The sequence below is a fragment of the Streptomyces nigrescens genome (genome assembly GCF_027626975.1).
GTDB classification, from domain to species: Bacteria; Actinomycetota; Actinomycetes; order Streptomycetales; family Streptomycetaceae; genus Streptomyces; species Streptomyces nigrescens.
The window spans coordinates 2,413,097-2,435,796 of record NZ_CP114203.1; the positions used below are offsets into that span (position 1 = coordinate 2,413,097).

10 protein-coding genes and 3 rRNA genes are annotated in these 22,700 nt (G+C 65.4%); 5 read left to right on the forward strand and 8 right to left on the reverse strand.

Features of this window, described 5'->3' with window-relative positions; all coding sequences use genetic code 11:
• Nucleotides 1–139: 139 nt before the first annotated feature.
• From STRNI_RS10875 to STRNI_RS10890, 4 genes are all read right to left on the reverse strand, one after another.
• A complete protein-coding gene (locus tag STRNI_RS10875; protein WP_277411095.1) occupies nt 140–1,813 on the reverse strand; it encodes a PP2C family protein-serine/threonine phosphatase in 1,674 nt (557 codons plus the stop codon).
• A gap of 272 nt (nt 1,814–2,085) precedes the next feature.
• Nucleotides 2,086–2,445: an ATP-binding protein gene (locus STRNI_RS10880; protein ID WP_109893326.1), complete on the reverse strand. Its 360-nt coding sequence runs from the start codon at nt 2,443–2,445 to the stop codon at nt 2,086–2,088.
• Between the two features lie 369 nt (nt 2,446–2,814).
• The gene (locus STRNI_RS10885) at nt 2,815–3,207 is read right to left on the reverse strand and encodes an ATP-binding protein (RefSeq protein ID WP_093643392.1); all 393 of its coding nucleotides are present in this window, start codon (nt 3,205–3,207) and stop codon (nt 2,815–2,817) included.
• A gap of 360 nt (nt 3,208–3,567) precedes the next feature.
• A complete protein-coding gene (locus STRNI_RS10890; protein ID WP_277411096.1) occupies nt 3,568–3,921 on the reverse strand; it encodes a PRC-barrel domain containing protein in 354 nt (117 codons plus the stop codon).
• A gap of 523 nt (nt 3,922–4,444) precedes the next feature.
• On the opposite strand from STRNI_RS10890, the gene STRNI_RS10895 reads away from it, so the two are divergent.
• From STRNI_RS10895 to STRNI_RS10910, 4 genes are all read left to right on the forward strand, one after another.
• A complete protein-coding gene (locus STRNI_RS10895) occupies nt 4,445–7,735 on the forward strand; it encodes an AAA domain-containing protein (RefSeq protein WP_277411097.1) in 3,291 nt (1,096 codons plus the stop codon).
• 259 nt (nt 7,736–7,994) lie between these two features.
• Nucleotides 7,995–9,440, forward strand: a complete 1,446-nt coding sequence (locus tag STRNI_RS10900) for a glyceraldehyde-3-phosphate dehydrogenase (RefSeq protein WP_018088780.1) — start codon at nt 7,995–7,997, stop codon at nt 9,438–9,440.
• A 1,317-nt stretch (nt 9,441–10,757) separates the two neighbouring features.
• The gene (locus STRNI_RS10905; protein WP_167540504.1) at nt 10,758–12,629 is read left to right on the forward strand and encodes a DUF2075 domain-containing protein; all 1,872 of its coding nucleotides are present in this window, start codon (nt 10,758–10,760) and stop codon (nt 12,627–12,629) included.
• Nucleotides 12,630–12,886: 257 nt separating this feature from the next.
• Entirely contained in the window at nt 12,887–13,015 is a 129-nt protein-coding gene (locus STRNI_RS10910) for a DUF6408 family protein (RefSeq protein ID WP_229838396.1), read from the forward strand.
• Nucleotides 13,016–13,071: 56 nt separating this feature from the next.
• Here STRNI_RS10910 and STRNI_RS10915 read toward each other — a convergent pair whose 3' ends face one another.
• Complete coding sequence (locus STRNI_RS10915; RefSeq protein ID WP_338149725.1) at nt 13,072–15,951, reverse strand: DNA/RNA helicase domain-containing protein; 2,880 nt, start codon at nt 15,949–15,951, stop codon at nt 13,072–13,074.
• Between the two features lie 387 nt (nt 15,952–16,338).
• Between STRNI_RS10915 and STRNI_RS41320 the strand changes: the two genes are divergently transcribed.
• Nucleotides 16,339–16,596 carry a hypothetical protein gene (locus STRNI_RS41320; protein WP_159485736.1) on the forward strand — a complete coding sequence of 86 codons (258 nt, stop codon included), beginning with the start codon at nt 16,339–16,341 and terminating at the stop codon, nt 16,594–16,596.
• A 368-nt stretch (nt 16,597–16,964) separates the two neighbouring features.
• On the opposite strand, the gene rrf is transcribed toward STRNI_RS41320, so the two are convergent.
• The 3 genes from rrf to STRNI_RS10940 all read right to left on the reverse strand — a co-directional run bounded on the left by rrf (nt 16,965) and on the right by STRNI_RS10940 (nt 22,103).
• Nucleotides 16,965–17,081, reverse strand: a 5S ribosomal RNA gene (rrf, locus tag STRNI_RS10930).
• A gap of 74 nt (nt 17,082–17,155) precedes the next feature.
• Nucleotides 17,156–20,275 (reverse strand): 23S ribosomal RNA (locus STRNI_RS10935).
• Nucleotides 20,276–20,574: 299 nt separating this feature from the next.
• Nucleotides 20,575–22,103 (reverse strand): 16S ribosomal RNA (locus STRNI_RS10940).
• Together the 16S, 23S and 5S rRNA genes form the textbook arrangement of a ribosomal RNA operon.
• Nucleotides 22,104–22,700: the final 597 nt, after the last annotated feature.

Below are 22,700 nucleotides of genomic sequence, written 5' to 3' on the forward strand. Positions count from 1 at the left end.
GACGCACACCTACCCGGCGGCCGTCCGCCCATGGACCCCGGGCATACGCGGCGGAACGGGCCGGCGTCCGACTCCGACTCCGCCCCCGCCTCCGGGCCCTCGGCGGTCCTCGGCACACCCGCCGTGGCAGTAACGGTGTTCATGCCGTGTACCTGCCCCGGGTGTGGCCGTCCACGGCGCTGAGGTGCGCATGGTGGGGCGCGGTGATGGCGACCACGGCCATGTCGTCATGCCGGCCGGTCCCCACCCACTGGGCGGCGAGCATCCGGATCCGCTCCACGACCGCTTCGGCCGGCAGGCCCGCGCACTCGCTCAAAGCGGACCGCAGACGTTCCTCGCCGAAGAGCTCCTCGCCCATCGGCCCGCCCATCGCTTCGGTGATCCCGTCGGTGTACAGCAGACATGACTCCCCGGGCGCAAGGTCGAGCGAGGCCGTCTTGGAGGTCACCTCCGGCAGCGCGCCGACAAGGGAACCGCGGGTGTCGGCTTCCTCCACCCGGCCGTCGACCCGGACGACCAGCGGCGCGGGGTGTCCGGCGCTGGTCACCCTCAGCCGGACGGTGCCGCCCCGCCGCGCCACCGAGGCAAGGACCAGGGTGGCGAACCGTGTGTGGTCGGAATCGAGCAGCGCACCGTTGAGCAGCCGCAGCACCCGTTGATGATCGGTGGCCAGCGGCAGCAGCGCATGCAGGGTGTTGCGGATCTTGCCGGTCTGTACCGCGGCCTCCAGCCCCTTGCCGCACACATCCCCGAGGACGACCAGCGACTCCTCGTCGGGCCCGGCCCCCGCGTGCACGTCGTAGAAGTCGCCCCCCACGCGGTCGGTGTCGTTCGAGGCCCGGTATCCGCCGGCGAACTCCACTCCGCTGACCTGCTCCAGCCGGGGCGGCAACAGCTCCCGCATCAACGTCCGGGTGATGGCCGCCTGTTCCGCGTAGAGCCGCGCGGCGGACATCGCCGCTCCGGCGCGGGCGGCGAACAGCCGGGCGAAGGTCTCTTCGCTCTCGTTGAACGCGGCGTGGCCGGAACGCCTCATGAGGATCAGCGCGCCGGCCGCCACACCGTGCCCGGGGAGCGGGGTGACCACCACCGAGCCGATGTCACCGAGCGCGGACGGCTTGAACCGGTCCGGCACGGCCGCCGGGTCTATCCAGCGCGACGGTACGGGGGGAAACCCCCGCAGGGCCTCGGCCAGCCCCGGCACGGAGGCGGGGTCGGCAACGGCCTTGTCGCGCACCACCTGTCCGTCCGGGCCGCAGAAGCTCACCGTCCACCGCCGTCCGGAGGGCGGGGTGACCACGACGGCGGCGTCCGCCAGATGCTGCGCGGCCAGTCGGGCAGTGACGTCCATGCACCGGCCGGCATTCAGGGAGGCGAGAAGCTCCGTCGACGCCTGGGCGAGGAACCCGGTGCGCTCGCGCTCCGCGCGCAGGGCGTCCTCCGCCGACCGGCGGGCGGTGTCATCGACCAGCCACCACACCACGTCGCCGTTCTCCGCGCGGCTCGGGCGGGCTTCGAAGCTCCGGTCCCCTACGGGGCCGCGCACCGGATCGCCGTCCTCGGACCGCAGGGGGTCGGTGAAGCGCTGATGGGCGTCGGCGAGCCAGCGGGCCGGGGCATCATCGAACGGTGCACCCGCCCTCATGGCCGGGAACAGCGGCGCAGCGGCGTCATTGACCGCGCGCACCACACCGGACGGGCTGATGACCAGTACGGGGTGGGGTGCGGATTGCCAGGCGGCACCGACATCGACGCCGGCCACGGACGCGGTCGCTGTCGCGGTCGCGGCGGATACGCCGGAACTCTTCACCACGCGAGGCTCACCGAGTGCACCCCATCACCTCACCGAACCGGCAGAGACCGTTCCCCTTCGGCAACCATCCCGCACGGACACCGAGGATGGCAATCGTCGCCCGGGGCACCCAGAAGGACCGTGCCGCCCCGACTGGCCATAGGGGTAGCCGGTTTGGGGTGGCTGGGGTGACTGTGTCGCCTACCGTCCCAAGTCAGCCCGCCGGCTCACGAGCCAAGGAACAGGACGACGGCATCAGACGGCTTCACACGCGTCAGACGCGTCAGACAGCATCAAAGGGGCAAGGTGACGCGAATGGTCTTGCCGGTCACGGTCGCGGTGATGTCGACGCTGCGGGCCAGCCGTTGTATCAGGGGCCAGCCGTATCCACCCGTGGCTCCGGGGGCGCGCGGGGTGGCGGCGGTGGGGCAGTGCGCGCTGCCGTCCTCGACCGCCACTTCCAGGTACCCCTCGACGATCCGCGCGGTGAACCCGGTGAGCCCGCCCCCGTGCCGCTGGGCATTGGTGACCAGCTCCGTGGTCACCAGCAGGGCGTCGACGAGGGCCAGATCATCGACCGGGCTGCCTATCTTGTGCAGCAGGTCGTGCACGAAGTTGCGCGCCTCGGCCGCTCTTACAGGTACTCCCTGCATCACACTATTCCACCTCAATGCGCCCGAACCGCCATAGCGACGCTGCATCCCTCGCCCACCCTCCGGGCGGGCATTGCCGGTCGGGGCACTTCCTTCTCGCACGGCAGGACGGCAATACTCTCAGGCCTCATTGCGGACGTCACAGCGGGCGAACACTCAGCCGGCGGGCACCGAGGATGACGCATCGTCGCCTCGGCTTTACCGCACACCAAAACACCAAAAGGGTTGCCTTACGACGAGACGGACGGCCCCCTGGCACCCTTCATCGGCCCGCCGCCCTTCAGGGGTTGCCGGCATCGCGCCAGTGACAGTACCTACTGGTGCGCCAGGACCGGCGCACCACGAAATGCCGCTTCGACGGCAGCGCCTTCAGTCGGCCGTGCGGTCACACCTGAGAGGAACGGTGACGGTAATGGCCTTGCCGCCATCGGCGGGGACGATGACGACACAGGAGGTGAGTTTCTGAATCATCGGCCACCCATATCCACCGACCCCGAATTTGTCGCGCCCGATGGCCGTGGCGGGATGACGGGGGCTGTTATCGGCGACGGTCACTTCCAGAACACCGGTCGCGATCCGGGCGGAGAAGCCGGCGAGTCCAGCACCATGACGCTGGGCATTGGTGACCAATTCCGAGGTGACCAGCAGTGCGTCGATCATGGAGAGTTCATCGACCCGCGGACGGTGCGCGCTCAGCAGCTCCTGAACGCTGTCCCGCGCCTCCGCCGCCTTGTTCACCGGGGTCTGCTGCGTGCCCGTCACACCTCTCACCTCACGCCCGATCGACCACAACGCCATGGAGCTCACCCGCCACCCGTTGCGAGGGCCACGCAAAAGGCTACTTCGACGAGAAGGTTCTTTGACGGCTTCCCCGGACCGCGGAGTTCACTCTGCACTCTCCACGACTCGGTGCCGAAACACCGGCGCGGCCCCTGACCTCACCCTCAACGGCGTGCAGGAGCCGGCCACAGGACGGCTGCGGTGAAGGACGTCACAGGGAATGACACCGCGGCACGGAGCCCGACTGCGCACGGTATGTCCCACAACACGGGCGAGCGCGGACGCGGGCCGACCCACCGACCCACGGATGACAGCCGGCCCCGCCACCCGGCGCAACACGCCTCACACCAGAGGAAATCCCCCGAAATAGACCCCGACCTGGTGCAGGTAATCCGCACTGCTCTCGTGCCCGGCGCTCTCGAAGTCGGGTGCCCCCTTGATCTCGTCCTTGGTGCGGCCCACGTAGACCTTCTGCTCCTGCTGGTCAATGCCGGTCACGGTGCCGGCCGGCAGCACGACGCGCCGCCCGAGGATCCACGGTCCCGTATCGACGACAAGGTGCGCGGAATCCACCTCGTCGGAATGCTTGTCGACCTTGCCGATGCTCCCGTCGACAGCTTCGACGCCGTACCCCACAAGGACCGTGCCCGCCCGGTACCCGGAATCGGGAAGGTATCCCCAGACATTGGCACTCATACAACATCCCTTCCACACGACGCAAAAGAAGACCTGGCCTCGCCACCACTCCCCACCAAAGGGAAGCAATTCCGAAACCCTCCACCGTGCCGGTCACCCCGACAGTGCTCTGCTGCCCCCGCACCTGTCTCCAAAACAGCGACCAGCGCAGAGCCCCTCCCACCTCCGGGCCCTTTCCCAGGCAGAGGCAGCCCGCTCCCGACCACTTTTCAGCAGGCAATGCCACGGCCAGGAGGGCAGAAATGCCCCGCTCCTTCAGCCACCCGCTCAGGAATTCTCGCCGAACCCGATGCGGAGGAAGTCCTCCGAAGTCCTCCCGTCGGCCACGCCAATGGAGGACGCCAGGCCATGCCATCGGCCGACCGGCTGAGCGGCTGACCGGCTGACCGGCTGACCGGCCGAGGGCATCCGGGTTGCCATGGCCCCACCAACCCGCTCCGCGCCCCCAGCGCCCCTCCGTGTGCCAGTTCACGCGGCTGGGTAGTGTGCCGATCTGATTCCGGGCGGGGGGATAGGGGGGTACGTGGGGTGGCGTGAGGAGATCGCCGCGGCGCTCGGCGAGTGGATCGCAGTCGAGGGCGGTGCCGGCCGGCAGCCCCGCTGGCAGCGCGTCGGGCGGGCCGCCCGGACCGGTGAACCCGGTCAGTACGCGGTGGACCTGCGCGGCACCGATATCGGCCCGGACCAACTCGACTGCCTGCGGCTGGCCGGCCCGGACGACGACGGCATCGAGGAGAAGGGCTTCGCTGTCTCCGGGACAGTGCAGAAGGGCTCCCTGCTCACCCTGTGCGTAGCCGAATTCGCCGAGATCACGGATCCGCACCTGTGGATGCTGAAGCAGCCGCCCACGTTCCTCGTCGAGGCCCTGCGCGACGGCATCGCCGGTCTCGGCGAACACCCTCTGGCCGCCGCGCTGGCAGCCCGGGCCATCGGCGGAGCGCCGGCACGCGATGTGGACCCGCCCGGCTTTCACCCCGCGCAAGGGGACGCCTACCGGGCCTGCCTGGGCGAAGGCGTCCACCTGGTGTGGGGCCCTCCAGGAACCGGCAAGACCGCCGTGCTCAAGCGTGCCATCGGCGATCTCCTCGCTCGGGGCGCACGGGTTCTGCTGGTCTCCGCGACCAATATCGCCGTGGACAACGCCCTGCTGGGTGTGGTGCGGGAGAAGCGCCACGCCCCGGGTGACATCGTCCGCGTGGGCCCGCCGCACCTTCGGGAGGTGGCCGAGGACACGTCCGTCTCCCTGCCGCTGATGGTTCAGGCGCGCTTATCGGAAACTGCCGGGCGACGCAGCACGATCGAGGCCGAGCTCGTCGCGATCCGGGCCCGGGCCGAGGAGTTGGCGGCACTGGACAGCGCGCTGGCCGGTTTTGACTCCGTGTCGTACTTCGCCGCGCTGAAGCTACTGCGCACGCCCGGCCAGGACCTCGCGTCCGTGCTGGCGCGCGTGCCCCACGCCCGCAGCCGGCTCGCCGAAGCGGACCGCCGGCTGGATGACGCCGTATCGGTCGCCGAGACGGCCACCGCCCGCGTCTCGGCGGCGGAGCCGTCCCGCGCCCAGTGGCGGCAAGCGGACCAGCTCTCCGGGGAAGTCGTTCAGGTCCGGCAGGCCGCGGAGCACCGCGAGGCGGACGCGCTGATCGCGGAGGACCGCTGCCGCGCCCCGAGCGAGGAGTTGGCGCGGCTCGAAGGCCTGGGCACGATAGCCAAACGGCGCGCACGCAAGAAGATCGCCGAACTCCGGAGGCAGGTGGTGGAGGCCGAGGAGCAGGCCGCCGCGGCTCGGCTGACGGCGCGCGAAGCCCGCGCCACAGCGACCGCGCACGTGGCGACGCTCAGCGCCCGGATCACGGCCTTGACCGACAGCATTCCCCTCACCATGGAGCAGATCAGCACCCTAGAAGCGGACGCCGAGGCCAAGCGGACAGCAGCGGAGGACGCCCGGCAGCAGCGGGCGGCCCGCCAACAGGAGGCGGCCCGCGCCGGCCGGGCCGCAGAGCAGGCCCAGGAGGCCCAGGATCTGACCGAACGCGCCGGGCGGAGGGGCTGGCCGGCCCGGCACGACCGGGCCGAACGGCTACGCCCGGCCGTGGCCGCCGACACCGCCCGCCGTGGGGAGCTGGAGAGTCGGTACCAGGAGCTCCAGGAGGAGTACGAACGCCTCGCCCGCAACGCCCAGGGCGAGATCATCAAGGCCGCCAAGCTGGTCGCCACGACCCTGGCCCGGTTCCGCACGAACCGGGCGGTCTTCGAGGGCCCGTACGACGTCGTCCTCGTCGACGAGGCCGGCGCCGCCACCCTGCCCGAGGTGTTGCTCGCCACCGGCAAGGCCGACCGGGCCGCCGTCCTGCTCGGGGACTTCATGCAGCTGGGCCCCGTCATACCCGCCGCGCTCAAGGACCAGGACCGCGACGACATCAAGAGGTGGCTGCTCCCCGACGTCTTCCAGCACTGCGGGATCAGTGAGCCGGCGGACGCGCAGGCGCATCCGGCCTGTGTCACCCTCACCGAGCAGCACCGTTTTGGCCCGGCCGTGATGAAGCTGGCCAACGATCTCGCGTACGGCGGAGTCCTGCGGGGCGGGGCCCAGGCCTCGTACGAGCGGCCCGCCCACGACCCCGAGATCGTCCTGATCGACACCGACGGCCTGCACGAGCTGGCCCGGGCCCATCCGACCGGCAGCCGGAAGGGCTGGTGGCCGGCCGGTTCCCTGATCGCCCGGGCGCTGGTGGAGCTCCATCGCGAGCAGGGCGAGGAGGCGGGCGTCGTCACGCCGTACCGCGTCCAGGCCGACGCCACCCTGGAGGCACTGCGGGACGTGGAGGGCACGGGCGCGGCGCCGGCCGAGGTCGGCACGGCCCACAAGTTCCAAGGCCGGGAGTTCGACATCGTCGTCTTCGACACGGTGGAGGGCGGCGCGGACAGCCGTGAACTGTGGATGGCCCATGCTCACCGCCGGCCGGCCCCCAGCCCCTGGCCGCGCGACGGCGTGCGGTTGTTCAACGTCGCAGTGACCCGGGTCAGGACCCGCCTCTACATCATCGCCAGTGGCGAGCGGGTCAAGGGCGCACGGCCGGGAATGGCCCTGGCCCAGCTGGCGGCGCTGATCGGCACCCCAGGCGTCCGGGTGCTGCACGCCAAACACCTGATCACCCCGCCCCATGCGCCCACCCCCTCACGAGGGGAGTTCGGCACCGCGCTCGCCGAGGTGCTGAGCCGGCATGTGGAGGTGACGGAAGTCGATGACGAGCGGGACTTCTACGGCACGTTCAGCGGGGAGATCCGGCAGGCGCGGCAGTCGTTGTGGCTCTGGGCCCCGTGGGTCGCGAACCGGATCCGGTCCCTGCTGCCCGAACTCCGGGCGGCGGCGGACCGGGGTGTGCAGATCAAGGTCTTCATCCGCGACGACACGGACCAGCTCCAGCGGAAGGCCACCAGCCAGTCGCTCATCGCGGACCTGCGCGCCGTGGCCCACATTGTGATCCCGATGCACGTCATGCACCAGAAGATCGCGGTGATCGACGAGCGGACGGTGATGCTCGGCAGCCTCAACGTGCTCTCCCAGAGCTGGACCCGTGAGGTGATGCTGACCATGCGGGGCGCGTACTTCGCACGGAAGCTGCTGGCGCACGAACACGCGGAGACGTTCGCGCGGCCCCCGCGGTGCGGACGGTGCAAGGGCGCGGAGATCGAGATCCGGCGCCGGAAGAACGGCACCTGGTACTGGCGCTGCTACGCGGCCCCCTGCAAGACCACCCCGTCGGGCCGCACAGATGCCTGGACCCAGGACATCCGGCTGACATCCGGGCGCTGACTCCGGCGGTGGGTCACCGATGTCACATTCTCGTCGGCCCCGCCGCCCACACCCCACCCATCCGGCTTCGCCGGAGCAGCCGACGAATACGTCCGCGACACCTCTACCCAGGGGCTTTCCCTCGAGCCGCCCCCACCCGCTGCACCCGACATGACCATGACGCCCGAGCCCGGCATCCCACTCTCAACCGGGACCGTTTGAATGACTAAAGTGGCGGGGCGCTAGCATATGAGCACCGCCTAGCTCGAAAGATAAGCCTGTGACTGTCAATGACGACTCGTTCACCAACTGGAAAACCCGCGAGGAGATCGCGGAGTCGATGATCCCGATCATCGGGAAGCTGCACCGGGAGCAGGACGTCACGGTCCTGCTGCACAGCCGCTCCCTGGTGAACAAGTCGGTGGTCAGCATCCTCAAGACCCACCGTTTCGCCCGGCAGATCGCCGGCACGGAGCTCTCGGTCACCGAGACGATGCCCTTCCTGCAGGCCCTCACCACGCTCGATCTCGGCCCCTCCCAGATCGACATCGCCCTGCTCGCCGAGACGTACCGGACCGACGACCGCGGTCTGTCGGTGGAGGAGTTCACCGCCGAGGCCGTCGCCGGCGCCACGGGTGAGAACAAGATCGAGCGCAGCGAGTCGCGCGACGTCGTGCTCTACGGCTTCGGCCGCATCGGCCGCCTGGTCGCCCGCCTGCTCATCGAGAAGGCCGGCTCCGGCAACGGCCTGCGGCTGCGCGCCATCGTCGTCCGCGGGGGCGGCGACCAGGACATCGTCAAGCGCGCCTCACTGCTGCGCCGTGACTCCATCCACGGCCAGTTCCAGGGCACGATCACCGTTGACGAGGCGAACAGCAAGATCATCGCCAACGGCAACGAGATCAAGGTGATCTACTCCGACGACCCGACGTCGGTGGACTACACGGCGTACGGCATCAACAACGCCATCCTCATCGACAACACCGGCAAGTGGCGCGACCGCGCGGGCCTGTCGAAGCACCTGCGCCCCGGCATCGCCAAGGTCGTCCTGACCGCACCGGGCAAGGGCGACGTCCCCAACGTCGTGCACGGCGTCAACCACGACATGATCAAGCCGGACGACCAGATCCTGTCCTGCGCGTCCTGCACCACCAACGCGATCGTCCCGCCGCTGAAGGCGATGGCGGACGAGTACGGCGTCCTGCGCGGTCATGTGGAGACCATCCACTCGTTCACCAACGACCAGAACCTGCTGGACAACTACCACAACTCCGACCGCCGCGGCCGCTCGGCGCCGCTCAACATGGTCATCACGGAGACCGGTGCCGCCTCCGCCGTCGCCAAGGCGCTGCCCGACCTCAAGGCAACGATCACCGGCAGCTCGATCCGCGTCCCGGTGCCGGACGTCTCGATCGCGATCCTCAGCCTGCAGCTCGGACGCGAGACCACCCGCGAGGAGGTCCTCGACCACCTCCGCGACGTCTCGCTGACCTCACCGCTCAAGCGCCAGATCGACTTCACCACGGCCCCCGACGCGGTCTCCAGCGACTTCATCGGCTCCCGCCACGCCTCGATCGTCGACGCCGGCCCCACCAAGGTCGAGGGCGACAACGCCATCCTCTACCTCTGGTACGACAACGAGTTCGGCTACTCCTGCCAGGTCATCCGCGTCGTCCAGCACGTCTCCGGGGTGGAGTACCCGACTTACCCGGCTCCGGCGGTCTGATTCCGGAAGCTGTTTGTGCCGTCGTCCGCCCTGGTGGGCGGGCGACGGTGGGGTGGGACGGCAGCGGGGCGGGAACCAATCCCGGTCGGCGTCCCGCCTTCACGCGACGCACACACGCGACGGGCCCTTTCGCTGCATGACGGCGACGGGGCCCTTCGCCTATCGGCACCGAACTGCACCTTCCGGTCCGGCCGATCGGGGCCCGCACCCGCCCGCGTTGCGTCGGCCCACTGACCCACAACCCACCGCGCCTTTTAGCAGGGGTGTCCGCTACGGCATCGCCCGGATGACAGTCGTGCCGCAAAGAGAGACAGCGGGCCAGCTGAGTGACCTGCGCGGACATGTGCCCAATGGTGTGCCGGACCGCCAGGAGGTAGCGGTCCCATGGTGCACACGCCGAGCACCCAGGCTCCTTGACGCGCCTCGGCCACATGTCGGCCGTAGGGGTTCGAGTTATCGTTTCTCACCCTGGCCGGCGCCCAGGCTTACTGACGCCCCATCAGGGAAAATGCGTCATTGCCAGCGTCCCGCTCCAGCACCACCGACGACTCGCATGATGCGTCACGGGAATCGCGTCGGCCGGGCGGGGATCGGGAGAAACAGCAGTTCGGACGAGGTACTTCGGCCGAGCGGGCGCACCGTGGACGGGCCAAAGCGTCACGGCCGACGGCCGGCACTCTTCGACCGAGCCTCACCCCTATCCGGCGAGCATGTCACGACGGCATCGCCCCCGTGCACCGGTCACGGCATCGCGCGTCCTGCGCCGCCGCACTGCCACCGACTCCAGCAGCTGAAACTGTCGTAATCCCGCGCCTTTCCTCGTCCGTCGCCTCTGTCACGGTCGGTGAACCCTCGGCCGAACGGCGATCACGCGCCGACCGTCAATCGTAGGTACTTCCGCTCGACACTTCCGCGTCAGCCACAGCGCAGCCCCCTCGGTTCATCAATCACCGCCACACGCCGTGCATTTGCCCGGATGCCGCGTGCCGTCGCGTGTCGCCGCGCGGCCGCAATGCAACACCAGAGTCGCCTGGCGCTTGCTCAGGCTCCGGCCGGGCATCGGGGGCGTAGGTGAGGCCGCGACAGTTCTTCTGGGCACCACACCTGGGCGTACCAGGGGGCTGCGAGACTTCTGCGGTCTGTTCCACGTCGCCGGCCTCGACTGCCGTCCGTGCACTCCGGGTCCGTGATCCACCCCCTGTTCTAGGATGGTTGGGATAATCTCAGCGGCCCGACGGGCTTCCGCTCCGCTTCCGCGGAACTGAAGGACATGCCCCCACCCGCACGAGTCACTTCGTGCTGCCTGGGGGCATTTTCTTGCTGTTCCGTGAGTCCGCGGCATCGTTGGCCGACCGCACCCACCTCGAAGGACGGCTGGCGGAACTCCTGACCGAGAACTTCCTGCACAAGCACCGCCATCGGCCCCAGCCGGCGGAAGTGCGTTCCTGGGAACGCAGCATCCCCGCGCTGACCAACGCGTTGGTGGAGGCCGGGCTCGGCGAGGTCGAAATGCTACTGGAATACGGGCTGCCGCTGACCAGCAAGCGTGCGGACGTGATACTTGCCGGCGTGCATCCGGCCACCGGTGGGGCGTCTTACGTGGTGGTCGAACTCAAGCAGTGGAGCGAGGCCTACCCGGAGGACGACGATCCGCTGCGGTGCCGCATCCCCGCTTACCCGGCGCCGGTCCTGAATCCGATCGAGCAAGTACGCGGCTACTGCGACTATCTCGTGTCGTTCAACGGAGCATTGGAGCGGATCCCGGAGTCGATCGCGGGGGTGGCCTATCTGCACAACGCGACCGAGTTCGGGGTGGCAGGGTTGCGCGCGGTCTCCGAGGACCATCGGGGCCGGATGTTCACCGGTGATCAGCGCGGCGCGTTCCTGGGCTACCTGCGTTCCAGGCTGGCGGCGAAGCCGGGTGCCGAGGCAGCCGATGCCCTGCTGCAGGGCAAGGCCCGGCCGTCGCGGCAGCTGATGACCGTTGCCGCCGAAGAGGTGCGCAATCGGGAGCAGTTCGTGCTGCTGGACGAACAGCGGCTCGCCTACGAAACGGTCATGTCGGCGGTCCGACAGGCCCGGCGGTCCAACCGCAAGCAGGTCGTCGTCGTAGCCGGCGGCCCGGGCTCCGGCAAGAGCGTGATCGCCCTCTCCCTGTTGGGCGACCTCTACCGGCGCGGGGTGCCGGCCCTGCACGCCACCGGTTCGCAGTCCTTCACCAAGACGATGCGCAAGGTCGCCGGTGCCCGCAAGCCCGAGGTCCAGCGGCTCTTCCGATATTTCAACAGCTTCATGGAGGCCGAACCGAACGACCTGGACGTGCTGGTCTGCGACGAAGCACACCGGCTCCGCAAGACCTCCGCCAACCGCTACACCAAGGCGGCTCTGCGTACCGGCCGTCCACAGGTGGCAGAGCTGATGGACGCCGCCCGGGTTCCGGTGTTCCTGCTGGACCAGCACCAGGTGGTGCGTCCGGGCGAGATGGGGACCGTGGAACAGATCCAGGCGGCTGCGGCCGAACAGGACCTGGACTGCACGGTAGTGAGGCTCGACAGCCAATTCCGATGCGGTGGCAGCGACGCCTACCTGCGATGGGTGGTCGACCTGCTGGGACTCGAAGGCAACGCACCCACCGTGTGGGAACCGGACGACAAGGTACGACTTCTGACCGCCGACAGCCCGCAGGAGCTGGAGGACCTCCTGGCCGCCCGACGGGCCCAGGGCTACGGCGCGCGTATGTCCGCGGGCTACTGCTGGAAGTGGACGACGAAGATCACTTCGCGCATGCACTCCCTGCCCAGCGATGTGGTCATCGGCGACTGGGCCAGACCGTGGAACCTCTACGGCGACCGCGCCCTGCTCGGCGCCCCACCGGCGCCCCTCTGGGCAACCGACCCCGCCGGGTTCGGACAGATCGGGTGCGTCTACACCGCGCAGGGCTTCGAGTACGACTGGTCCGGCGTGATCATGGGTCCGGACCTCGTCTGGCGTACGGACCGATGGGTGGTGGACCGCAGCGCCTCCAAGGACCCGTCCTTCACCAAAGCAACCCCGGACGAGGACGTCGACCGCCTCGTCCGCAACACCTACAAAGTGCTGCTTACCCGGGGGATGATCGGCACGATCGTCTACTCGACGGACCCGGAAACCCGCGAAAAGCTCCGCTCACTGATCCCTCCAGCGCTCTAGCCCCCGACAGCGCCCGAAGCCATGCCTACACGGTCCGGGCGCTCCACCCCGAAATCCACACCCTCGGAGCCGACTCGCGGGATAGCATGATCGCGCTGCGCACCTTCCCGGAGGGTACGAGGCTGCGTTCCTGAGTTCGCTCCAACGAGCTGCGGGTGACGAATGGTTGTGCCCGTCGTGTGGTGACACGCGACGCGAGCGTGGATGCCCGGTAGGGCGTCCCCCTGCCATTCCGATCTCACTGCTTTGGAGTGGCCATGACCTCGGTCGAGTACAAGTCTGCGCGTCGTGAAAGGATCCGCGCGATCCTGATCGAGATCGCTGCCGAAGTCGTCTCCAACCTTCTGGTGACGGCCCTGGTGGCGGTTGCAAGTCTGCTCTTCTAGCGCAGACCGGTGGCGGGCCCGGTGAGCCCGCCACCTCACTCGTGCAACAGCGCTACTCAGAACAGCCGTAGATCAGGCGCCTGCGACCCCGCACCCTTACGACGTCTTCCCTTGCCCCGTCCTCGGCCCGGCCGAGGAAGATGCGGCATACGCGCCTCCACCGGCAAGTTCTCCCAGGTGGGACGCAATCCGTGGATCTCGGCCGTGCCGACGAGTTTCTTGAGATAGTCCCGGGTCTCCTTGTCCGTGGAATAGAGGACCGTGGCGCGGCTGGCCCGGGTCATCAGCACGTGATAGGCGTGCCGGACGAGCCGTGCGAATTCCTCGTCGTCGACACTGCCGGCTTTCACCTTCGGATCGAACGAACCCGGCTCGGCGACCCGCTTGATGCCTGGCTCCGCTGTCTTGCGTTCCTTGCCCCGTCGGAACACCCACCGGTCATCGCGGCGCACCATGTCCTCACCCATGATCACGCCGCACCAGTCCCATTCCAGCCCCTGCGCCGTGTACACACAGCCGATCTGGCCGAGGCCGTTCTCATTCACGGACCAGATCCTCGACGGCGGCGCCCCGTCCTCGCAGTAGCTTTCACTGTCCGCGTTCCACGGCCGGTACCACTCACCGATGCGGACGTCGGGCTCCAGCCTTCGCTCCTTGCCGAGCGGCTTCGTCCATGGCCAGCAATAGCCGGCGACCATGCGCGCGGACGCACCGGCGAGTGCTTCCGTACGAATGATCTGTTCGAGATCGTCCGGGGTGTCCGCCACTTCGATGTGCATCAGTCCGTCCGGTCGCCACTTACCGGGCTCCTCGTCCGTCACTCCGAGCAATGCCCGTACCCAGCGGACGTAGGCGTCACTGCCACCGCATCGGAATTGTTCCCGCAGCTTGTACGAAACGATCCGAGCGCCGCGCCGTTCGGCCGCTTCTCTGATCAGATCAACGGTACCGACATCGTTCGGTCGCACGGACTGACCCTCGTCCAGGAAGAAAACCGTCAGGCGGGACGCCGCGAGGAGTTCGTCCACCTGTGGGCCCGTGCCCCAGTCCTCGGGTTTCCAGAATCGGCTGGTCGACCGGTCCCGGAGACGATGTGCCTCGTCGCAGATCAGCACGTCCAAGAGCGGGTCGGGTGGGGTGACGAAGTTACTGAAATAGGTGAACGTCTCCCTGAACTGCCTATCTCCGTAGCCGACGTGCTCTTGAAGGGCCCCGTTGAAGGCCCGGCTGCCACTGGCGTACTTGACCGTACGGCCTTGGGCCTCCAACTCTGCCTTGATCTGTAGGCCGATCGCACTCTTGCCCGTTCCCGCACCACCGGTCACGAGAAAGATCACCCGCCGCTCATCCGGCACCAAGGCGGGGTGCCGGGGGTTCGGCAGGACCTTCGAAGCCGTCTCCAGCACTTGGTCGGCAACCTCCTTCTGGCGCCCGCGCAGGGTGAAGACGGTGTCGGCTCCTCGGGACCAGATCATGGCGTCGAGCAGCGGGGTGTTGCGCAGACCCATGCTCTGCAACATCCTCTCGGCCACGGAGGCCGCACCGTCCTCGGCAAAGTGCTTCCTGAGGTCGGACAGCAGCTGCTCGCGCCGATCACTCGTGTATATGCGGGCGTAGGAGCCAGTCGGTGCGTCCACGTCGATCAGGGTCCGAACGGAATCGTCGGTGGCATTGTGCAGGTAGGCGAAACCGCCACATTCGAAGTCGGCACCCTGGAACGGGCCGCGAGCGCTCGTGAACGCCTCGTAATATGCGCCCAATTGCAGCGCCGGATGCTTCTTCTCTCCTTTGATGCCCGGCACGTGCAACAGATCCGCGGTCGCCCGTTCCACCCGGCTCACCGTCGACCAACGCTTCAACTCGACCAACTGCACAGAGGCAACGTGACGCTTTGGATGCCGTCCCACCAGAACAACGTCGATAAGGCGGGGATCACCAGGGCAGATCGCCTCATCGAGCGTGGCAGCACACTCGACGATCATCTCCACGTTCCCACGTCCCGCCGCAACCAGGTCGTTCGCGAGGCTCACCAGGCTCTCCGCCCATGCGGAACGCTCCGACTCCGATGCGTCTGCTCCCCGGAAGTACCGCCACCGGGCAGCAAGGTGCGGCACCATCCGGTCACGCGAATCGAGAGTAAGCAGATCCTGCGCCGAAAGCTTCAGCAGGAGCATGGACACGAGGTGGTTCCCCCAAGGCACGAGAGACTCGTGCGGGTGGGGGCATGTCCTGTTCAGGAAGCCCGTCGGGCCGCAGTTCGGATGTGGTGATCTTAAGGGCTGTCCCGTAAATGATCTAAGACAGGCTGCTTGACCAGCCTGTTTTCCGTCACCGGCGAGGGTGAGGTTGTGCACGCGGGCGATGCCGAGCATGGCATGGCGCACGCCGTCGCCCTTGAGGCGGCAGTCGCGGAGGATCTTCCAGGTCTTCGTACGGGCGAAGGCGTGCTCTACGCGGGCGCGGACCTTGCGATGGGAGGTGTTGTGCTCTTCCTTCCAGGCCCGGGAGTTCGGCCTGACCACGCTCTCGACGGTGTGGGATGACCAGACCGGTGCCCGGTAGCCGCCATCCGCGATCACCGTTGTCTTGTCGACGGCAGCCTTGGCGCCGGAGATCTCCCACGCCTTGCAGCCGTTCCGATTCCCGGACACCGGCCGGCCGACAGCAACCACCAGCCGGGTGTCGGCGTCGATGACGACTTGATGGTTGGTGGAGTACCGATAGTTCTTCGACTGCTCGGCGATGCGGTGGTCTCGGGTGGATACCAGAGTGCCGTCCACGATCAGCACCGTGTCTTTGCGGAACCGCTGGCGAGGCTGGAGCGCGAGTGACGGCCCAAGGTGATCGACGACGCGGTCGGCTGCCGACTTTGAGACGCCGAAGAGCGGCGCGAGATGCCTCAAGGTCAAGCTGGTGCGCCAGTACGCGGCCACCATCAGGACCCGGTCCTCCAACGGCAGACCCCACGGCCGACCCTTACGTACCGGATCCACTCCCTCTGCGTACCGGATCCACTCCCTCGCGCCGCAGAGCAGTGACCAGATTGCCGAACTGCCGTGGGCTCAGCCCCCGGTGAACGGGGCTATCCAGGACGACTCCGACGCAGTGATCACAGCAGCCAGGCGGAGATCATCTCGGTTGCCGGTCCTGCCCTATCTCGTCGATCCTGTGTGCTCAGCACGCGGGGCAGGGAGGGCGCATGGGGCTCGGTTCTTTTTCCGGGCGATGGAGACACGAGCAGTCCTGATGTCTCCTGGTCCTACAGCGGCTTTGCTGCGTTCCGGCGGCGTCTGGCTCAGGCTGAGGGTTTCACGCTCTCCGAGATGTGGGGCTTCGGCGGCGAACGGCCGTGGAGCGAGGTGCCCACTGCGCTGGAGCCACTCCTCGATCATCCGGACGACGGCGGTGACGACCTCTCGCCCGCCGACTGCGCGGCGATTCTGCCCCGCCTGGAGACCATCACCGATCAGTGGGCACAGGATGGCGACGACATGCTTCACCAGCACATCGAGGACGGTCGCAAGCTGGCGACCGTCCTGCGGCTCTGCATCGAGAAGCACGTACCGCTGGGCTTCGCCTGAATGAACCCCACTTACAGGACAGCCCTTAGACACTTGGGCCCAAATTCGAGTCCGGCCGGCACGCTCTTGCCGTACTGTGTCCAGCCCGCCGTCACGGAGGGCTTTTTGCAGGACAGGGGTATCTAGCAGGGCGGCGTAGCAGTGGCATACGCAACGGAGCCGAATCCTAGCGGCGGGGCGGCCGTCACCTGCTCCCTCAGGAGCCCCTCTGTGCGCCCGGAATTCCTATCCGGTGCCCTTCCCTCCGACGGCCTCGACTGATGACCCTGTAAAGCCGGCGCAGGCTACCGGCGCATGGGAGGTGGCTGACGGGCCCTGAACGCAGAAAAGCCCCGCACCATAAGGTGCGGGGCTTTCCCACAATGATTGTTCGGCGGCGTCCTACTCTCCCACAGGGTCCCCCCTGCAGTACCATCGGCGCTGAAAGGCTTAGCTTCCGGGTTCGGAATGTAACCGGGCGTTTCCCTAACGCAATGACCACCGAAACACTATGAAGTTAACCAACCCGGCACAATCACAGGTCGTTACTTCAGAACCTACACAGTGGACGCGAGCAACTGAGGACAAGCCCTCGGCCTATTAGTACCAGTCAACTCCACCCGTTACCGGGCTTCCATATCTGGCCTATCAACCCAGTCGTCTACTGGGAGCCTTAACCCCTCAAAGGAGGTGGGAGTCCTCATCTCGAAGCAGGCTTCCCGCTTAGATGCTTTCAGCGGTTATCCTTTCCGAACGTAGCCAACCAGCCATGCCCTTGGCAGGACAACTGGCACACCAGAGGTTCGTCCGTCCCGGTCCTCTCGTACTAGGGACAGCCCTTCTCAAGACTCCTACGCGCACAGCGGATAGGGACCGAACTGTCTCACGACGTTCTAAACCCAGCTCGCGTACCGCTTTAATGGGCGAACAGCCCAACCCTTGGGACCGACTCCAGCCCCAGGATGCGACGAGCCGACATCGAGGTGCCAAACCATCCCGTCGATATGGACTCTTGGGGAAGATCAGCCTGTTATCCCCGGGGTACCTTTTATCCGTTGAGCGACGGCGCTTCCACAAGCCACCGCCGGATCACTAGTCCCTACTTTCGTACCTGCTCGACCCGTCAGTCTCACAGTCAAGCTCCCTTGTGCACTTACACTCAACACCTGATTGCCAACCAGGCTGAGGGAACCTTTGGGCGCCTCCGTTACTCTTTAGGAGGCAACCGCCCCAGTTAAACTACCCACCAGACACTGTCCCTGATCCGGATCACGGACCCAGGTTAGACATCCAGCACGACCAGAGTGGTATTTCAACAATGACTCCACAACCACTGGCGTGGCCGCTTCAAAGTCTCCCACCTATCCTACACAAGCCGAACCGAACACCAATATCAAGCTATAGTAAAGGTCCCGGGGTCTTTCCGTCCTGCTGCGCGAAACGAGCATCTTTACTCGTAATGCAATTTCACCGGGCCTATGGTTGAGACAGTCGAGAAGTCGTTACGCCATTCGTGCAGGTCGGAACTTACCCGACAAGGAATTTCGCTACCTTAGGATGGTTATAGTTACCACCGCCGTTTACTGGCGCTTAAGTTCTCAGCTTCGCCAACCCGAAAGTTGACTAACCGGTCCCCTTAACGTTCCAGCACCGGGCAGGCGTCAGTCCGTATACATCGCCTTACGGCTTCGCACGGACCTGTGTTTTTAGTAAACAGTCGCTTCTCGCTGGTCTCTGCGGCCACCACCAGCTCAGAGTGCAAGACTCATCACCAGCAATGGCCCCCCTTCTCCCGAAGTTACGGGGGCATTTTGCCGAGTTCCTTAACCATAGTTCACCCGAACGCCTCGGTATTCTCTACCTGACCACCTGAGTCGGTTTAGGGTACGGGCCGCCATGAAACTCGCTAGAGGCTTTTCTCGACAGCATAGGATCATCCACTTCACCACAATCGGCTCGGCATCAGGTCTCACCCTCAAGTCATCCGGATTTGCCTAGATGACGGGCTACACCCTTACCCCGGGACAACCACCGCCCGGGCTGGACTACCTTCCTGCGTCACCCCATCGCTTACCTACTACCACCTTGGATCGGCGGCTCCACCACGTCCCTTTGTCCGAAGACTCCAGGCCGGCTTCACGGCCTTAGCATTAATGGATTCGATATTGGGCGTTTCAAAGCGGGTACCGGAATATCAACCGGTTGTCCATCGACTACGCCTGTCGGCCTCGCCTTAGGTCCCGACTTACCCTGGGCAGATCAGCTTGACCCAGGAACCCTTAGTCAATCGGCGCACACGTTTCCCACGTGTGTATCGCTACTCATGCCTGCATTCTCACTCGTGAACCGTCCACAACTCGTTTCCACGGCTGCTTCACCCGGCACACGACGCTCCCCTACCCATCACAGCGGGCGTTGACCCTCATGCTGCAATGACACGACTTCGGCGGTGTGCTTGAGCCCCGCTACATTGTCGGCGCGGAATCACTTGACCAGTGAGCTATTACGCACTCTTTCAAGGATGGCTGCTTCTAAGCCAACCTCCTGGTTGTCTCTGCGACTCCACATCCTTTCCCACTTAGCACACGCTTAGGGGCCTTAGTCGATGCTCTGGGCTGTTTCCCTCTCGACCATGGAGCTTATCCCCCACAGTCTCACTGCCGCGCTCTCACTTACCGGCATTCGGAGTTTGGCTAAGGTCAGTAACCCGGTAGGGCCCATCGCCTATCCAGTGCTCTACCTCCGGCAAGAAACACACGACGCTGCACCTAAATGCATTTCGGGGAGAACCAGCTATCACGGAGTTTGATTGGCCTTTCACCCCTAACCACAGGTCATCCCCCAGGTTTTCAACCCTGGTGGGTTCGGTCCTCCACGAAGTCTTACCTCCGCTTCAACCTGCCCATGGCTAGATCACTCCGCTTCGGGTCTTGGGCACGCTACTCAACGCCCTATTCGGACTCGCTTTCGCTACGGCTTCCCCACACGGGTTAACCTCGCAACATACCGCAAACTCGCAGGCTCATTCTTCAAAAGGCACGCAGTCACGACGCAGAGACAAGTCTCTGCGCGACGCTCCCACGGCTTGTAGGCACACGGTTTCAGGTACTATTTCACTCCGCTCCCGCGGTACTTTTCACCATTCCCTCACGGTACTATCCGCTATCGGTCACCAGGGAATATTTAGGCTTAACGGGTGGTCCCGCCAGATTCACACGGGATTTCTCGGGCCCCGTGCTACTTGGGTGGTTCTCAAGCAAGCCGTTGATGTTTCAGCTACGGGGGTCTTACCCTCTACGCCGGACCTTTCGCATGTCCTTCGCCTACACCAACGGTTTCTGACTTGCCTCACAGCCGGCAGACTGCAAAAGAGAACTCCCACAACCCCAACCACGCAACCCCTGCCGGGTATCACACGTGACTGGTTTGGCCTCATCCGGTTTCGCTCGCCACTACTCCCGGAATCACGGTTGTTTTCTCTTCCTGCGGGTACTGAGATGTTTCACTTCCCCGCGTTCCCTCCACACTGCCTATGTGTTCAGCAGCGGGTGACAGCCCATGACGACTGCCGGGTTTCCCCATTCGGACACCCCCGGATCAAAGCTCGGTTGACAGCTCCCCGGGGCCTATCGTGGCCTCCCACGTCCTTCATCGGTTCCTGGTGCCAAGGCATCCACCGTGCGCCCTTAAAAACTTGGCCACAGATGCTCGCGTCCACTGTGCAGTTCTCAAGCAACGACCAGCCACCCGTCACACACCCTTACCAGGATGCTTCACCGGGGCCGGCATCGCGAAGGTCCAGACTCAAGTCCGTACCCTCAGATACCCAACAGCGCGCCCGGCCCACTCCATCAATCCCCACGTTCCACGCCGAAGCAGTACTAGTGACAACCAATCAAGTGCGCCGAATAGTCAACGTTCCACCCATGAGCTAACCACCGTCGAACATTTGCCGACGTAGTGGCTCTGGATCTCTTGCGAGATATAGATGCTCCTTAGAAAGGAGGTGATCCAGCCGCACCTTCCGGTACGGCTACCTTGTTACGACTTCGTCCCAATCGCCAGTCCCACCTTCGACGATTCCCTCCCACAAGGGGTTGGGCCACCGGCTTCGGGTGTTACCGACTTTCGTGACGTGACGGGCGGTGTGTACAAGGCCCGGGAACGTATTCACCGCAGCAATGCTGATCTGCGATTACTAGCAACTCCGACTTCATGGGGTCGAGTTGCAGACCCCAATCCGAACTGAGACCGGCTTTTTGAGATTCGCTCCACCTCGCGGTATCGCAGCTCATTGTACCGGCCATTGTAGCACGTGTGCAGCCCAAGACATAAGGGGCATGATGACTTGACGTCGTCCCCACCTTCCTCCGAGTTGACCCCGGCAGTCTCCTGTGAGTCCCCATCACCCCGAAGGGCATGCTGGCAACACAGAACAAGGGTTGCGCTCGTTGCGGGACTTAACCCAACATCTCACGACACGAGCTGACGACAGCCATGCACCACCTGTACACCGACCACAAGGGGGACCCTGTCTCCAGGGTTTTCCGGTGTATGTCAAGCCTTGGTAAGGTTCTTCGCGTTGCGTCGAATTAAGCCACATGCTCCGCTGCTTGTGCGGGCCCCCGTCAATTCCTTTGAGTTTTAGCCTTGCGGCCGTACTCCCCAGGCGGGGAACTTAATGCGTTAGCTGCGGCACGGACGACGTGGAATGTCGCCCACACCTAGTTCCCAACGTTTACGGCGTGGACTACCAGGGTATCTAATCCTGTTCGCTCCCCACGCTTTCGCTCCTCAGCGTCAGTATCGGCCCAGAGATCCGCCTTCGCCACCGGTGTTCCTCCTGATATCTGCGCATTTCACCGCTACACCAGGAATTCCGATCTCCCCTACCGAACTCTAGCCTGCCCGTATCGAATGCAGACCCGGGGTTAAGCCCCGGGCTTTCACATCCGACGTGACAAGCCGCCTACGAGCTCTTTACGCCCAATAATTCCGGACAACGCTTGCGCCCTACGTATTACCGCGGCTGCTGGCACGTAGTTAGCCGGCGCTTCTTCTGCAGGTACCGTCACTCTCGCTTCTTCCCTGCTGAAAGAGGTTTACAACCCGAAGGCCGTCATCCCTCACGCGGCGTCGCTGCATCAGGCTTTCGCCCATTGTGCAATATTCCCCACTGCTGCCTCCCGTAGGAGTCTGGGCCGTGTCTCAGTCCCAGTGTGGCCGGTCGCCCTCTCAGGCCGGCTACCCGTCGTCGCCTTGGTAGGCCATCACCCCACCAACAAGCTGATAGGCCGCGGGCTCATCCTTCACCGCCGGAGCTTTCCACCACCAGACCATGCGGTCGGTAGTCGTATCCGGTATTAGACCCCGTTTCCAGGGCTTGTCCCAGAGTGAAGGGCAGATTGCCCACGTGTTACTCACCCGTTCGCCACTAATCCCCTCCCGAAGGAGGTTCATCGTTCGACTTGCATGTGTTAAGCACGCCGCCAGCGTTCGTCCTGAGCCAGGATCAAACTCTCCGTGAATGTTTACCCGTAATCGGGTCAACACACACGAGAGCGGAACGAGCGGGCGGAATAAGCCCTCTCGTTCACAGCGTCCTCGCTGTGTGTGCCACCCCGACCGCTTGGGCCGTGGTGGGCTTTTCAAAGGAACCTCATCCTCCGGAAGTGTTTCCGGTGGACGGGGTATCAACATATCTGGCGTTGACTTTTGGCACGCTGTTGAGTTCTCAAGGAACGGACGCTTCCTTTGTGCCTGTTTCACCAGGCTCTCCGGGCGCTTCCCTTCGGTCTTGCGTTTCCGACTCTATCAGATCCTTGCGGGCCCGATTTTCGCCGGTGCGTTTCTGCCTTTCGGCTTCTTCGCGTTTCCAACCGTACCAGATCCGTTTCCGTCTCTGGCTCCCTGTTGGAGCGGGGTCGGCCGTTTCGCTTTCGCTTTTCGGCCTTTCCGACTCTATCAGAAGCGAATTCGGTCCGTTGCCGGTCTGAATTCGATTCCGATTACCTGTCGGAGAGGTTTCGCGCCTTTCGGCGTGATCACTACTTTAGCGGAATCCCTCGGCGGCTCATAATCGAGTCCCGGTCCAAATTTCGGCATGCCGAAATTGTTCCCGGTGA

Excerpts from the sequence above, each read along its gene's own strand:
- STRNI_RS10915 (WP_338149725.1), bottom strand. The coding sequence starts at position 15,951 with ATGGTGGCCGCGTACTGGCGCACCAGCTTGACCTTGAGGCATCTCGCG.
- STRNI_RS10890 (WP_277411096.1), bottom strand. The coding sequence starts at position 3,921 with ATGAGTGCCAATGTCTGGGGATACCTTCCCGATTCCGGGTACCGGGCG.
- STRNI_RS10910 (WP_229838396.1), top strand. The coding sequence starts at position 12,887 with ATGACCTCGGTCGAGTACAAGTCTGCGCGTCGTGAAAGGATCCGCGCG.
- STRNI_RS41320 (WP_159485736.1), top strand. The coding sequence starts at position 16,339 with ATGTGGGGCTTCGGCGGCGAACGGCCGTGGAGCGAGGTGCCCACTGCG.
- STRNI_RS10880 (WP_109893326.1), bottom strand. The coding sequence starts at position 2,445 with ATGCAGGGAGTACCTGTAAGAGCGGCCGAGGCGCGCAACTTCGTGCAC.